This is a genomic window from Staphylococcus sp. HMSC62B09 (genome assembly GCF_001839115.1).
GTDB classification, from domain to species: domain Bacteria; phylum Bacillota; class Bacilli; order Staphylococcales; family Staphylococcaceae; genus Staphylococcus; species Staphylococcus haemolyticus.
Genome location: NZ_KV840149.1, coordinates 253,581 through 269,693 on the forward strand (window position 1 = coordinate 253,581; position 16,113 = coordinate 269,693).

Annotated in this window: 14 protein-coding genes; 2 read left to right on the forward strand and 12 right to left on the reverse strand. The window is 33.9% G+C overall.

Translation table 11 applies throughout. The features are described 5' to 3' along the window. Positions 1–164: 164 nt before the first annotated feature. The 10 genes from HMPREF3265_RS07830 to HMPREF3265_RS07875 form a co-directional block, all read right to left on the reverse strand. Positions 165–947 carry a glucose 1-dehydrogenase gene (locus HMPREF3265_RS07830; RefSeq protein WP_037537472.1) on the reverse strand — a complete coding sequence of 261 codons (783 nt, stop codon included), beginning with the start codon at positions 945–947 and terminating at the stop codon, positions 165–167. A gap of 14 nt (positions 948–961) precedes the next feature. Next, a complete protein-coding gene (locus HMPREF3265_RS07835; protein ID WP_070861270.1) occupies positions 962–2,242 on the reverse strand; it encodes an MFS transporter in 1,281 nt (426 codons plus the stop codon). Between the two features lie 32 nt (positions 2,243–2,274). Then, entirely contained in the window at positions 2,275–3,885 is a 1,611-nt protein-coding gene (locus tag HMPREF3265_RS07840; protein WP_070861272.1) for a xylulokinase, read from the reverse strand. A gap of 179 nt (positions 3,886–4,064) precedes the next feature. Continuing rightward, positions 4,065–5,048: an NAD-dependent epimerase/dehydratase family protein gene (locus tag HMPREF3265_RS07845; RefSeq protein WP_141764276.1), complete on the reverse strand. Its 984-nt coding sequence runs from the start codon at positions 5,046–5,048 to the stop codon at positions 4,065–4,067. A 185-nt stretch (positions 5,049–5,233) separates the two neighbouring features. Further along, positions 5,234–5,761, reverse strand: a complete 528-nt coding sequence (locus HMPREF3265_RS07850; RefSeq protein ID WP_053038229.1) for a YfiT family bacillithiol transferase — start codon at positions 5,759–5,761, stop codon at positions 5,234–5,236. Between the two features lie 151 nt (positions 5,762–5,912). Continuing rightward, positions 5,913–6,152 (reverse strand): hypothetical protein, encoded by a 240-nt coding sequence (locus HMPREF3265_RS07855; RefSeq protein ID WP_011274531.1) that lies wholly within the window; start codon positions 6,150–6,152, stop codon positions 5,913–5,915. Between the two features lie 298 nt (positions 6,153–6,450). Further along, positions 6,451–7,845, reverse strand: coding sequence for a YfcC family protein (locus tag HMPREF3265_RS07860; protein ID WP_070861274.1), 1,395 nt, complete (start codon positions 7,843–7,845; stop codon positions 6,451–6,453). Between the two features lie 348 nt (positions 7,846–8,193). Further along, complete coding sequence (locus HMPREF3265_RS07865) at positions 8,194–8,763, reverse strand: NAD(P)H-dependent oxidoreductase (protein WP_256323923.1); 570 nt, start codon at positions 8,761–8,763, stop codon at positions 8,194–8,196. Positions 8,764–9,257: 494 nt separating this feature from the next. Then, entirely contained in the window at positions 9,258–10,547 is a 1,290-nt protein-coding gene (gene arsB, locus HMPREF3265_RS07870) for an arsenite efflux transporter membrane subunit ArsB (protein WP_070861301.1), read from the reverse strand. A 218-nt stretch (positions 10,548–10,765) separates the two neighbouring features. Beyond that, positions 10,766–11,170: a YjdF family protein gene (locus HMPREF3265_RS07875; protein WP_037550847.1), complete on the reverse strand. Its 405-nt coding sequence runs from the start codon at positions 11,168–11,170 to the stop codon at positions 10,766–10,768. 296 nt (positions 11,171–11,466) lie between these two features. On the opposite strand from HMPREF3265_RS07875, the gene HMPREF3265_RS07880 reads away from it, so the two are divergent. Together HMPREF3265_RS07880 and HMPREF3265_RS07885 are read left to right on the forward strand one after the other, a co-directional pair. Beyond that, a complete protein-coding gene (locus HMPREF3265_RS07880; protein WP_070861276.1) occupies positions 11,467–13,074 on the forward strand; it encodes a MutS-related protein in 1,608 nt (535 codons plus the stop codon). Positions 13,075–13,239: 165 nt separating this feature from the next. Further along, positions 13,240–14,421, forward strand: a complete 1,182-nt coding sequence (locus tag HMPREF3265_RS07885; protein WP_053024372.1) for a DUF418 domain-containing protein — start codon at positions 13,240–13,242, stop codon at positions 14,419–14,421. A gap of 89 nt (positions 14,422–14,510) precedes the next feature. Here HMPREF3265_RS07885 and HMPREF3265_RS07890 read toward each other — a convergent pair whose 3' ends face one another. Further along, on the reverse strand, positions 14,511–15,062 hold the full coding sequence (locus tag HMPREF3265_RS07890) for a DUF805 domain-containing protein (protein WP_070861278.1): 552 nt from the start codon (positions 15,060–15,062) through the stop codon (positions 14,511–14,513). Between the two features lie 137 nt (positions 15,063–15,199). Next, positions 15,200–16,066, reverse strand: coding sequence for a hypothetical protein (locus HMPREF3265_RS07895; RefSeq protein WP_049394779.1), 867 nt, complete (start codon positions 16,064–16,066; stop codon positions 15,200–15,202). Positions 16,067–16,113: the final 47 nt, after the last annotated feature.

The window sequence follows — 16,113 nt, forward strand, 5'->3', positions numbered from 1 at the left end:
CATTCAAGAAATTCTTGATTTGAATATAAAAAATGCATCTCAAGCATTGGATTTTCATCCTTCAGCTGAGATGCATATCATCGAATTATTAAAACCTCTCAAAAAATTCTTTTCACTAATAATGAAAAAGTACAAAGACTCATCTTGCACTTTTCCAAATATAATTATAATGCAGTATAACCACCATCAATTGTAAATACGCTACCTTGTGCGAATGATGAAGCGTCAGATGCAAGGTATACAACAATGCCACCTAATTCTTCTGGTTCACCTGGACGACCCATTGGTGTCGCCCCCATCCAATAATCGATCATTTCGCCTCCAGTATTAAACATTGGTTCAGTTAATGCCGTTTTCATGTATCCTGGCGCAATTGTGTTTACTTTGATGCCATATTTTGACCATTCCATTGCTAAACTTTTCGTTAACATGATAACGCCTGCTTTAGATGCATTGTAAGATGCTTGTTCTTGTGGTTTATTGGCAATTAATCCTGACATTGATGATGTATTAATGATTGAACCATAGCCTTGTTTTATCATTTGACGTCCTACTGCTTGTGCTACTAAGAAGACACCATTTAAGTTTAAGTTAATTACTTTTAACCAGTTTTCGTAAGATACGTCTTCTGCTTTTTCATTAATTGTCATACCAGCATTATTTACTAAGATATCAACTTTACCGTACTCATTCACGACGTCGTCTACCATTTTGCTAACATCTTCTGGATTTGTAACATCTACTTTTAATGCTGTCGTTTTAACGCCTTCATTATCTGCAATTGCTTTTGCTGTTTCTTGAGCTAAATCTAATTTAATGTCTGCAATAACAATATCTGCACCTGCTTGTGCTAATGCTTCTGCCATAGCTTTACCTAGTCCCATGGCACCGCCTGTTACGATTGCTACTTTACCGTTTACTTTAAATTGATCAATAATGTTTGTCATTTTTATCATCCTTTTTAATTCGATTGTGTATTAACTGTTGTTTTTACTTGTCTTCCAGGCTGTTGTACTTTCATAAAGAATGTAAGAACAAAGCCTAATACATATATCACTGCATATGCCCAAATCGTTACTTCAGCTGAAGCGAATATAAGCATGACACTTGCAAGTCCATAACCTAGGAAATTACTTAAACCAGCTGCTAAGTTATGTACGGACACTGCCGCCCCTTTATGTTCAGGTACCAACGTTGGGAAGATGGCTGACATTGGAACGAATGCAGCAACAGCGAAGCCGAACATCAGTGCAATTAAAGTTGTCACGAATATATTAGGTCCACTCCATGCAGGGAAATAATAGAACGCTAACGTAGAAACGGCCATACCAATACAGCCAAACCAGCGTACTTGGCGTACCCAACCAATTTTATCTCCCATAATACCCCAGAATAAATTAGTGAAGATTGTAATAATGTACATTAATCCCCAAACACGTAACCATTCTGACGTAGTGAAGCCGAAATCTGCCGTATAAACGTGTGGTAAGAATACAACCAATCCGAATAATGACAGTTGGTTAATGATTCTTACGACAAAGGCAACTGCAACGTTCTTATTCTTAAGAATTGTGATACCTCGGCCAAATTCTCTTAACATTTCTTTCTTAGTCATGCGTTGTGCTTCGACATCTTCGCCTTTTTTATCTTTAACTAAGAACATCGCGATTAATCCACCAATTAAGATGAAGATTAATGATGACCATAAAGTACCCATTTCACCAATGATTGGAATTGAAAAGCTTGGTAAATATGAACCTAGTACTCCAATACCGATTGAATACATTGCCCAGAACCAACCCATTGCTGAAGCTAGTTTGTAACTTGGTGAAGAATATGTAATCCATACGACAAAGCTATAAATAAACATTGGATATGCTAAACCACGAATACCATACATAATCATCATCATGGCATAGTTTTGTTGTTCTAGACCAAAGACTAAAAATCCAACATGGAAGATCATCCAAATAATAAACGCGAATGTCATCACACGTCGTGGACTGAAAATCTCAGCCATCACACCTGATAACCATGAAGCGATAGCTACGACTAAACCGTAAACGGTTAAGACATTGCCGGCTTCAGAATTATCAAAGCCAAGACTCATAATATATTTAGATAAAAATGCTTGCTCCATACCGTCTCCGGTCATAAAGATCGCTACGGCAATGTATCCCCATATTAATACCATAGGCAATCCTAGAAATTGACGTTCTCGTTTGTCTATCTCGTTCGCCATTTTAATCCCACTTTCTACCTTTGTTTTATTCATTATTTTTGTTCTGAATTAAATTGTTCATGTGCAAGACGTTCAAGTGGAATGCCTTGTTTAAAGCGTTCTGTATATTGCTCAAAGCTTGCAACTTCATCTTTAGTTGGTTCGATTGTCATTGATTCTGTTCCTTTAAACGCAAAGTCATTCAAATATGTTGCTAAATTTGATGTCTCTGTTTCAATCATGTATCTCGCCAATACTGCGATACCCCAAGCGCCACCTTCACTTGCAGTTTGCATAACACGAATAGGACTGTCTAAGGCAGCTGCTAAGAATGATTGCGCAACTTTTTCAGTTTTAAAGATGCCACCATGACCAAACATTGAATCAATATGAATATTTTCTCTTTCTTTTAATAAATCAATACCAATCTTCAACGTACTGAAAGCACTGTAAATATGTGTTTTCATTAAGTTAGCTAAGTTAAAGTTACTGTCTACTGATCGTACAAGCATTGGATAACCATGTTGTACATCTGTGATAAATTCACCAGAAATATAACCATATGACAATAACTTACCTAAATCTTCGTCACCTTTTAAGGCACGTTCAAATAATTTGGTGAACAATTCACCTTTATCGTATTTAACTCCCATTGTTTCAAATACTTCTCCAAACAAATCGACCCAAGCGTTTATATCTGATGTACAGTTATTCGCATGAATCATTGCTACTTCATAACCGTCTGGTGTTGTAACAATATCTACCTCTGGATAGACATCTTTGATTGGCTTTTCAAGGACAATCATCGAGAAGATACTTGTACCTGCTGAAATATTACCAGTTCTTGGTGCAACACTATTTGTAGCTACCATACCTGTAGCTGCATCCGCTTCAGGTGCACATAATGGACATCCGGCTTGTAGCTCACCGTTTGGATCAACTAATTTCGCACCAGTTTCAGTAAGACGTCCGGCATACTCCCCTGCTACAACTACTTTAGGTAAGATATCTCTAATATCTTGTGTGTAACCCTTTTCAGAAAACTTCTTATTAAAGCGTTCAATAATATCGTCACGATAGTCTTGTGTCTCACTATCAATTGGGAACATACCAGACGCATCTCCAATACCTAATACTTTCTCATCGGTTAGATACCAATGTATGTATCCCGCAAGTGTCGTCATATAGCTTACTTTCTCAACGTGCGCTTCTTGATCTAATGCAGATTGATAAAGTTGTGCAATACTCCAACGTTCAGGAATATTCACTTGACAGTCCTCTCGTAAGATTTCAGCTGCTTTATTAGCATTGTTATTACGCCACGTTCTAAATGGAATGAGTAAATCGTCATTGTCATCAAACGGTAAATAGCCATGCATCATACCACTAATACCTAAAGAAGCAAGTTGTTTCACAGTTGCATCGTATTTCTCTTTTAACTCTTGAGTCATTGCGCCATATGCTTTTTGAATGCCTACCCATGCATCGTTCATCGAATACGTCCAATAACCATTACAGTAACTGTTCTCCCATTCGAATGAACCTGTTGCGAGGGTTTGACATTGGTCATCAATCGCAATTGCTTTAATACGCGTTGAACCGAACTCAATACCCACTGTTAAATGACCATCTTCAATAAATTGTTTGATTTGTGTATTATCCATCGTTTCACCTTACTTTTTATTATGAAAACGTTATCATAGACTAATCCTAGCATATGTATTTTTCATGAAACAAGAAAAAAGAAAGCGTTTTCTAAATTTGTAAGTAAAAAGACACCTTTATCTTCTATTTACAACAATGAAGGTAAAGGTGTTTGCTTAAATGTATTATTCAATTATGTTTATTTTAAAATGTGATAGTCTCTCATACAGTCAACAGATGCTAGAATGGCTTCTTCTTGAGTGTAACTTGGCGTCCAACCTAAAACATTTCGTGCTTGCTGATTACTAACATTTCTATTCATTTCAAGTAATAACTTACCTTCTTGTGCTTCACTATTAAATCTAGCGCCTAGCTTAATTGCGAAATCTGGAATGGTCTTAGTTGAAACTTTACTTGCTAATTCAGGGCGTTCTTTTTTAATTAATTGTGCGATTTCAGGCATAGAGATTTGTCCATCTACAGTGGCGATAAAACGTTTACCATTTGCTTCTGGCGTCTTCATTGCCAAAACATGTAATTGTGCAACGTCTCTGACATCTACGATATTCATTGGAATATTAGGGATACGTTTCATTTTGCCACTAGCAATATTTTCTACAAATTGAAAACTTAATGACATATGTTGATTTAATGATGGTCCAAGTATAGCAACAGGATTGATTGTCGCAAACTCAATGTGATTTTCAGTAGCATTCACAAAGTCCCACGCTGCTCGCTCAGCAATTAATTTAGACTTCTCATAAACAGAAAGTCCTTTTTCATTTGGATTAGTCCAATGTTCTTCTGCTGTCACACTAGATTTATCTTTATTACTAAATCCTACTGCGCCAAAGTTTGCAGTCATTATTACACGCTTCACATTCGTTTTCTCGGCAGCTCTCAAGATACGCTGAATACCTTCAACGGCTTGTTTATTGATCGATTGTTCATCAGTTACGCTGACACTACCCATCACTACAGGTGATGCTACACTCATCACATAGGTGCAATCTTCCATAGCATCTTCCCAGTTATCATCTTTAGATAAATCCGCTTCAACAAATGCTAAATTTTGCGTATCAATATTTTGTGCCTTTAATGTTTCTAAAATAGTATCTTTCTTAGATAACGAACGAATTGTTGCACGTACACCATAATCTTGCTTTAATAATTCCGCGACAATACGTAAACCTTAAAAACCTGTCCCTCCAGTTACTAAAACTTGTTCCTTCATGAAACTTCCTCCCCTATCTTTCTCTTGGTAGGTACAGATTATAGCAGTTTTATCATATTAGTTTGATGAATTACACTTGCTTTCGACAAAGTTCATTCTTAAGTTGTAGACGCTCAACTTTATAACTGTATTTACTACTCTTTTGATACGCCTTGGTCGGATAATGCAATCTTAATGTGCTCTAAATGATGACGCTCATGCCATGATAATTTCGCAAGTAATTCTGAAACCGGTACATTGCTACCATCTGATAACTTGATAGAACGATTTAATTCACCTTCAGTAACATGATTTCCCATCTCTACAATGCGTTGGTTGAGTCCCTCTAAAATAGTAATTGAAACTTGCATAGGTAATTTAGAGTCTGGCAACTCTGCCCAACATTCTTGATTAAACATGAACGCCGTTACGTCATCTTCAGTCAGTGCCATTTTCAATCTTTCATACAAATTAATCTGAGAATCTGCAATATGATGTACTAATTGTCTAACCGTCCAACTTCCTTCTCGATAACGACGTTCTAACTGCTCATCACTCAATTGATGAACCGTTTCCTTCAACTGATCACTATATGCTTCAATTTCACTCATCCATTGTTTCACATCAATTAATGTTGAATTTGTTGGCGCTTCAAATTCTCCTATCGGAAATCTTACATCCATTATAAATCCCCCTTAGCTATCTTTATCAATACCTTCTATATACCCTTATTAAGGATAAATAAAAAAGAAGCGAGCACAGAAATTAATCATTACATTAATTTCTATCCCACTTCCTCTGGAAATTTAAGATATATATAATTTTCTCAAAATATTAAGCTAATAATAAAGGGCTTGAGAAAATAACTAAAAATACAATATTTAAAATTAACATTGTAATATTTATGGCTTTATTGCCTTTCAAGATGCCTAAGACATTTGCAATAATAGCTAATAACATCACAAACAATCCTGGAAGAAACCAGAACATGCTCGTAAACATGATAGAAACTACTAATAAAAATGATAATAAGCATAAAATACCTGAAACTAAATTAATACTATTTAAGTTCATAAGTTGCTCCTTTCAAATGGTGTTACACAGTATTATATACTAAAACTATTTTGAATTGAGCAAAATCTTTATAACAAAATCGACACATCTTTGTTATGTGTTGTTTTATAGATTTTTATAATCTTTTAAATAATTGATAAATTCAAGCATTTAAAGGGCGGGTTCCTATTTATTTAGAAACCCGCCTTTACATTGTTATGACAGCGTTTTTTAGACGTACTTCCTACTAACTTCAGACAAGCGTCAGTCTTACCCGTCAAGCCTTTAAACAAATTTCCAAGTGCTTCTTGAGAAATTTTTAATAACCAATTATAAGCGCAATCGACATCGCCACAGCACAAATAATTACCCATAATAGTATCAACTTCCACACAAATTTAATCCATTGAGTATAAGTAATTCGTCCAACAGCTAATGCTCCCATTAAGATTGCTGAAGTTGGGAATAAAATGTTACTGATTGAATCACCATATTGGAAAGCGAGTACCGTTAACTGACGATTAATATGCAGTAAATCTGATATTGGTACCATTAATGGCATTGTTGTTAATGCTTGACCCGATCCAGATGGTATAAAGAAATTAAGTAAGAACTGTAATATAAACATAGCAATAATAACAAATGAAGCTGGTATATCTGATAGCAATGTTGTCATGCCATGGACAATCGTATCGATGATTTTACCATTTTCCAAAATAACAACGATTCCTTTAGCGAATCCAACAATCATTGCGCCAAATAAAATGTTCTGCATTCCTTCAATTAATGCGTCAAATGTACCATTCAATCCAAGTCCGCTTACTAAACCTGCAACAATACCAGCAAGTAAGAAATTGGCGCTCATCTCATTAAACGTCCAATCGAATACAAATATGCCAAATACGTTAAATAGAATTGTAGCAACTATAATAAGTAAGCTAGCTGCTTGTCTCTTACTAAAGTGTTGATAAGTGATTTCTTGAATAATATGACCTTCTTCTTTTTCTAGCTCATACACAATACTTTTTGACTTATCTTTCTTCACTTTACGTGCATATAACATAACTGTAGAAATGGCTGCAGTTAAGATAAATAAATAGATAATTGTACGTAAACCCCAGCCTGAGAACATTGGTAGTTCAGCAACGGTTTGTGCCACACCAACTGTAAAGGGATTTAACATACCTCCACTGAAACCACTGGCAGCACCTAAAATAACCATTGCAGCACCTGTTAAGGCGTCGTAACCTAATGTTCGAGCGATTATAATGCCAATTGGAACAAAGATAATTGTTTCTTCTGCTAATCCAATTGTAAATCCTAATATAGAGAATATCGTCATCGTCAATGGAATCATTAGGAAATTGGCCTTCCCTAACATTCTCATTGCTTTGTTTACACCATTTTCGAAAGCACCCGTCTTATGAATAATGCCAAAGGCACCACCTACTAGGAATATATAGAATACGATTTCTCCGCCACTGATTAGTCCTTCAGGAATTGACCTGAATATTTCGAGGAAATTGATATTTGCCGATTCCACAGTATGGTATGTTCCTGAAACGACAAGTGTTTGATCACCTTTCTTTTCACGCGCATATTCACCAGCTGGAATAATGTAAGTTAATAACCAAGCTAGAAAAATAACAAACATTAATAAAGCATATGTATGAGGCGTCTTAAACTTAAATTTCTTATGCTTCTTTTCTTCCATAACTCATCAACACCTTAAATAGAATAGAATGTATATCATCAGATGATTATATACATCATACCCTATTTATCAGATGATATACATTTACATTTTAAATTACATTTGTTATTTTCATCATTTCAGCGATGTGCTAGACCTATAAATACTTACAATTAAAAAAGCATCACCAAAATGAATGAATGATTCATTTTGGTGATGCTTGTATTTCAAAAATGTCTATTTTAATTGTCCGTTATCATCGAAATCTTCTAATTTGTGATAATGAATTCTAGGAATGTCATCGATATGTTTTAATTTTTCAGCTAATTGTTCAAGATAGTCACGTCTTACTTCTTCACTATGGCTAACTTAATAAGCAATAAATGGTTCTAATGTTGTCATACCAGAGAAATAAATCATACCATGGTTAATATGGAATAATACTTGATCATAAATATCTCCTGAGAAATCATTTGCAGCATAGCTTCCTTCGGGTGAGCCAGTCGTAGTTGAAATCATGGCTATTTTATCTGTTAATCGGGCTTTGTCATAACGGTCATATTCTCCACCATAAATGCCACCAAACATAAAGATTTTATCAAACCAACCTTTAAGTATGGCTGGAACACTAAACCACCATAGTGGAAATTGGAAAATAACTAAGTCTGCCCATAACAGTTTTTCAAATTCTTCCTTAATCACTGATGTTAATTTATCGTTATCATATGCATTTTTTTGTTCTACTGCGTATTTGAAGAATTCAGGATCTGTTAAGTTTTTGAAATCTTCTTTTCTAGCAACTGGATCAAAATCCATTGCGTATAAATCCGAAACTTTAACTTCATAACCTTGTGCTTCTAATGTTTCTACAGCTTTATCTTTTAATGCACTATTGAATGACTTTGGTTCAGGATGGGCATATACAATTAATGCTTTCACATTCTCAACTCAATAGAATTAGAATATTTATACGTTCAAGATACTATGAATCTCTATTTTTACAAACATATATGCTCATTTAAATGTAATTAGCATATTGTCCTTACAAATCAACTCTAAAACGTAAAAAAGTGAGATAGACGGATCATAGACGAAACATCCGTTACCTCACTTAAGTTATTCTCACTAAACTAATCAATTATCTTTAAAAAGTATACTTCCAATTAATAGTGACAAAATATGTATATTCAACTATGTATATATCTAAGCCTTATATTACAAGGAGGTTAGACTGCACGGTGTATAAAAGTTAGCAATTAACTGTTTGAATGGTCGATTTATACATTAACATTTTGGGATGGTGAGCAATCTAACTTCTCTTGAATATACTTTAAAATAGTATCAAAAAATTTAATCCCTATGTTTGTCTATTCTCAAAAGATACGTATGAATGCCTAACTGTTATTCCCATTGCGAATTATGATTTTCACCTTTTAAAAAATGAGTAATGTAAGAAATAGTCCTAGCAACGTGAAAAAGAGTACTGGAATCGTAATGACTATTCCTGTTTTAAAGTAAACGCCCCATGATATTTTGACATCTTTTTGAGCTAAAACGTGAAGCCATAATAAAGTGGCTAATGAACCTATAGGTGTAATCTTCGGACCTAAGTCAGACCCTATTACATTCGCATAAATCATACCTTCTCTAAGGATACCTGTCACTTGTGATTGATGTATTGCTATCGCATCAATTAAAACGGTCGGTAAGTTATTCATGATCGATGATAAAATTGCAGAGATAAAACCTACGCCCATAATGCTAGTAAATAAACCATGCGCAGATATAGATGCAAATATATGACCTAAGATGGTTGTAATGCCAACATTTTTAAGTCCAAATACGACTAAATACATACCTAATGAAAAAATCACGATATTCCATGGCGCACCTTTGATTACTTTTCCAGTAGAAACAACATCTGATTGGCGTGCCAAGAGTAGGAAGATAATAGCGACAATTCCGGCAATCAGAGACACTGGTAAGTGTATAAACTCACTGACAATATAACCTATTAATAGTATTGCTAAAACAAGCCAAGATATGCGAAATAGTTTCTGATCTTTAATCGCGGCACCAGGACTTTGAACCTTTCGAATATCAATGGTCTTTGGAATCGTTGTTCGAAAATAAATCCATAATACAATGATACTTGCTAGAAGTGAGAATATATTTGGTATTAGCATATGACTCAAATATTCTACAAATCCAATGTTGAAGTAATCCGCAGAAACAATATTCACTAAGTTACTCACCGTAAAAGGTAACGACGTTGCATCAGCGATAAAGCCACTTGCGATAATGAAAGGAAAGATCACTTTCTTACTAAATCCAAGATGACGTACCATCGCTAAAACGATTGGCGTTAAGATAAGTGCAGCACCATCATTCGCAAAAAATGCTGCCACTATCGCACCAAGGAGTATAATGTAAACAAACATTCTGAAACCGTCCCCTTTAGATGCTCGAACCATATGTAATGCAGCCCATTCAAAGAAACCAATTTCATCCAGAATAAGTGAAATCAAGATGACAGCGACAAATGTTAAAGTTGCGTTCCAAACAATATCTGTTACTTCCACGATGTCAGACCAACCAACAACTCCGGTAATAAGCGCTAAAGCTGCGCCTACAACAGCAGTAATTCCTATATCTAGTCCTTTAGGTTGCCAAATAACAAAAATCAAAGTAATAACAAAAATGAGAATGGCTAAAAAAGTCATCATAAACGTTCACCTACAAAATGTCGTTGATGACGATGTGAATAATGAGTTATAGATGATATATATTTATCTTTCATATCAGTCAAATCCTCCTATGTCATCAATAAGCATATCATGAGCAATGACATGAAATCTATGTGGCAAAGTTATAAGGCGAATGATTAAATAAAAATAGAACTCATACATATAAAATGTTTGAGATCCTATTTTCGCGAGACTCAATGTCCCTTTTTCTTTTGCTTATTTTTTTGAACTTTAAGCTGTCGTTTGCGTGCTTTTGTCTGTTCTTTCTTTAATTTCTTACTCTTTTTACTTTGCACTTTTTTCATTTCTTGCTCTTTTTTGATTGCTTTTTGAGCATAAGTAGAAGTTTTAGGTTGTTTCTGTTCTTTAGCAACTTGCCTTTGTAAACGTTTAGGATTTACTTTTTTTGGTTTCTTTTTTTCAATGGAAACTTTCGTTTGATTTATCAATTCATCTAAATGACCATAAATAAAATTAAAAATTTCAGCACTATTTGGCTCAGTTCCAAAGGTAAATTTCACCAACTTAACCCTATCTTCTTCCCTATATTCAACCAATCCTATGAAAAACTGACCATCATGAAATATTGATAATTCCAATGATTGTCCCTCCTCTATATATAACTTGAAATGAGGGACGACCTGAGGAGGAAGGTTACTGACAAATGATTACATTTGCATTGGGACTACCAACCCAATTGTGTTTTTACATTTCTCTATAAGCATAACTGATGTACACTAAGAAACCAATATGAAGCAATTAAAAATTTAATCATTTCGATGTGTATAAACCTCTAATGTATGAATTGAAATTTTTTATCTTATCTACTTTTGTTAATTGCATAAAATTATGAAATAATTGTGTAGATGATTTAATTTTTATAAGGAGTTTAGTTATGAATATTTATCAGACCTATGCATTATTGGTAATCGGTATTATCATATTAGGCTTGATTGTAAATGTTGTTGTGACAATAATAGACAAGAGGAAATTGATCAACCACATACATACACTTTGGCGTAATAAGAAGCCTATTGAGAACTTCATACGCCCAAATTCCCGCTTCGATTATCAATTCAAACTCAAACGTGACCAACATAACAACCTCATAGATGATAAAACATGGTCAGATTTAAATATGGAAGAAATCTTCCATCGTAGTAACTTTAACTTCACATCTATTGGAGAAATGCGTTGGTTTGCCACATTACGCAATATGTTTAAGGTTAATAACAAACAACTATTAGACCAATTTAATAATGATGAAACATTTAGGGTCAATGTATCTTATCATCTCGCTTCTATTGGTAAAGTGGTGTACCCTATCTTCCCTGATCAACTTAAAGCAATAAAGCGAAATAATTTATTTATGATTTGTCCATTTCTACCATTTATTGGACTCATTATTTGTTTCATTTCTCCATCAACTGGAGTACTTATAACTTTATTTTCGATTCTACTAAATATTGTATTATCCGGTACCCTGAAACGTACTTATGATCAAGATTTAAAGTCATTATTCTATACAGCGAAAGTCCTTAAGGAAGGTTATCATCTCGACCAAATTAAAGGCACACCAGAAGTTAATACGAACTTTAGTCACTTTAAAGGGGCACGTTTATTTAGTGGTCTACTAGGTAAAGTGGGCGATCAAGATATCGGCGGCGCATTTATCATGTTACTCAAGATGGCATTCATGGTAGATTATTTCCTTTTTCATATCATCCAGCATACGTATTATCGATATCAAGACGAGGTAATGGCCTGCTATGACTATGTAAGCACCTTAGATAATCACTATTCATTAGCCATGTATCGACGCACATTAGACACTTATTGTGAGCCGACTGCCTTTTCAAATGAGCAAACATTAACATTCACTAATTTGATTCATCCTTTACTGGAAAATGCAGTCCCAAACGACCTCGACATTAACCACAATATTCTACTAACGGGGTCGAATGCATCAGGAAAATCAACATTTATGAAAGCTGTAGCAATTAACCTTATTCTTGCACAAACGATAGAAACTGCGACGGCGGATGCGTTTAGCTATCGTCCCTGCTTAGTTTATACGTCAATGGCTAATGCCGATGATGTTCTGTCGGGCGATAGTTACTTCATGGCTGAGTTGAAATCTATTCGTCGTCTTTTCGATATAGAGACGCATATGCCAGTGTACTGTTTCATCGATGAAATCTTTAAAGGCACGAATACAACTGAACGTATTGCAGCATCAGAATCTGTATTATCATATTTGAATCATCAACCAGAGTACAGAATTGTAGCAGCGACACATGATATCGAACTTTCAGAATTATTAAAGGACAATTATCAAAACTATCACTTTAATGAAACGATTGAAAACGATGAAATCCACTTTGATTACAAGATTAAAAAAGGTAAAGCGAATACGAGAAACGCAATTGAATTGTTGCGAATTACTAACTTCCCTAACAAAATCTACAAAAGAGCTAAGGATCAGGTTAAAAATTTGGATTAACATTGTTTAATGTAAAACATTATCTATATAAGTGGGATGATGAGATCAAATTGTGATTTTGTCACCACGCTTCTTTATAGTTTAATTGATGATTTAAGGTAGATTTAAGACGAAATTATGCTAGATTTTATCATTATTGTTTACTGTGAGTATTGAGGTGACATTATGAAACGAATTACAATTGCTGATAGTTTAAGAGGGTTCAGCTTATTAGGTATATTTCTTGCTAATCTACTTATATTTCAATTTAGTTTATCTGGCAAAGACTACATCGAACATTTCCATTTAAACCCTGTAAACCAAGGAATATTCAACCTTATCATCATACTTGTTGAAGAAAGTTTTTTACCTATTTTTGCAATACTGTTTGGCTTTTCGATGGATAAACTTTATCAGTCTATGAAATTAAAAGGATTGCCACGGCCTAGATTAAAATTATTACGTCGTGCCATTTTCTTACTTATATTAGGCTTTATCCATGCAAGTTACATATGGGAAGGCGATATATTATTGGCTTATAGTTTAGCTATGTTATGTGTAATACCTTTTATTTCACTAAGTACCAAAGCTTTCAAATGGTTTAATATTGTAATTATTTCTCTCATGCTCGTGATGGGTATTTGGTCTATGTTTGATGATTCAAAAGCGTCTACATCATCTGACAAATATGATTCAGCTTCATATATTCATAAAGTGCAAAAGATTTATACAGAAGGTAGTTATAATGATATCCATCACGTAGATGATATAGCGACATCTCCTAAATTTGCGGAGTTAGAAGATCAATTAGGTGATAATAAAGGTGCTATCTTCTTGATAGCTATACTTTTTGAAATACCATTATTCACTTTAGGAATCTTTCTTTCTAGATGTGGTTGGTTCGAGAAAGATGCAAGGCACTTTTGGTCGTCGAAACTATTTATATACCTTATTCCAGTATCTATTATTGCCAAATCAACTCTACTTTGGTTAGGCAACGACAAAATTTCAGGAACGCTTGTAGCTATATTTGGACCTGTTTTATCTTTAGGTTACATGAGTTTATTTAAATATTTATATCAACACTATGAGAAACATCCAATTTTTAAAGGTTTGGAAAATGCCGGCAAAATATCTCTTACCGTTTACATTACACAAAGTATCATTGGTACACTCATCTTCTATAGTTACGGTCTAGGATTATTTGGCAAAGATATACTCATTTACACAAGCATTTTATTCGTATTTATCTATATTGTTTTAGTGCTATTAGCAACATTGCATCAAAGACACTTCCGATATGGTCCATTAGAATATCTCCTACGCATGTTCACATATTGGAAATGGCATGTAGGTAAACGTAAATAGATATACTAAAAAGGTTCAACATGGTTAATCATTAACTGCACGTTGAACCTTAATTTATGTTGATAAGCATATTGAATTAGAACATTGAATTATTCATAATGTCCTTTGAATTTAGGGCTTTCTCCATATTTATTTTTATTAAATTTACTATTTAAGCATGTGATTACTAACTGATAAATTGAAATAGCAAATTGTACTAGAGCAAATAGGAGAATAAATAGCAATGCCCAACCATTTTCACCATTAGGGTCACTAATATTCCAAATCAATTGGACAATAAAAGATATCACACCTAATACAACTGATAAAATAGGAATAAACATCGTACGATTCGTATCATGGAAACGTCTGACTGTCATTGCTAAATTAGGAATGAATGTAATAATTGCGTATAAAACTATATAAATGATTGTGATAACTAACATAACTACGCTTACAATGGATAAAGCTTTAGATTGAAACCCTGCTGAGAGCATAATCATGATTAATGACATAATATAAAGAATCAGAGCGGGTCCATAAAATATTAAATGCCATAATTGCATAAACCAGTATTCACTTCGTCTTGAGCGACCTTTGAAATTAAAATAATTTTTCCAAAACAACTTAAATGCTTCGCCAAAACCTACTTTTGGATTCATAAGCATAAACTCCTTTGTATGATTTTAATTGCCGTCTTCCCCTTATATTTATCGTATCATACTGGCATAATTATAAAACCCTATATAAAAAGTTCTCAAGCTAATTCAATTAACCTAAGAACTTTAGTGTAAGCTTATTAATTTTCTTGCTTTATAACTTTACCGTTAGCATCTAACTTAATAATTTTATTATTTTTAGTTTTATATGTACCTAAAATTTCGCCATCTTTATTTCGATAATTCACAATCCAATCCCCACTATGACCAACCATTTTAACATCGTCCCATAAATAGTTTGTCTTACCTACTGCAATACCTTCGAAATCTGAAATCATTTGATACACTTGGTTACGAAAATGTGTATTAACTGTTCCTGATTTCTCTAAGTATTCTGCAGATAATGGATTGTTATTTTCTTTATCTTTTTTAGATAAATTATCTACAATATTTATCTTATCAGTTAATTCTGGTAAAGCTTTGTTGTCTTTATTCGCTTTATAGACATCAATTAATTTTACTTCTTTACCTTTTCCTAATAAATCTTTGTAATCTAATGAACCAGATTGCATACGTCCGATAAAGATTTTATCATTACTAACTCCGATTAATGCTTCAAAGTTCCCTTTATTAGGTGATACATTATAGAAATTCATACCTTTTGGAGCATTTTTGATGCTATCATCGTACTTCACAAGTTTGAAATCAACTAGTTTAAAGTTTTTATTTCCAGTCGCAAGTTTGTATTCATAAATTCCAGTTAGAATTTCATTCTTAGTCAATGTATATCGGTCAACATCCTCCACACAGAAGGCAAGTGCTAATTTTTGTTTTTCAGAAAGCTTTGCTACTTCCTTTTCCAGCTTTTGGTCTTTTTTAGACTTCTTAGATTTTGTTTGTTCCGCGTTAGATTTCGTTTTAGCGCTATCTTCTTTGGAACCATCATTAGAACCACAAGCTGCAAGTAAAAGTAAAAACACCCCACACATAAATAATAGTTTCTTCATCTATGTCTCCTCATATCATTTGCATTTTTAAAATCAATTAATTATAC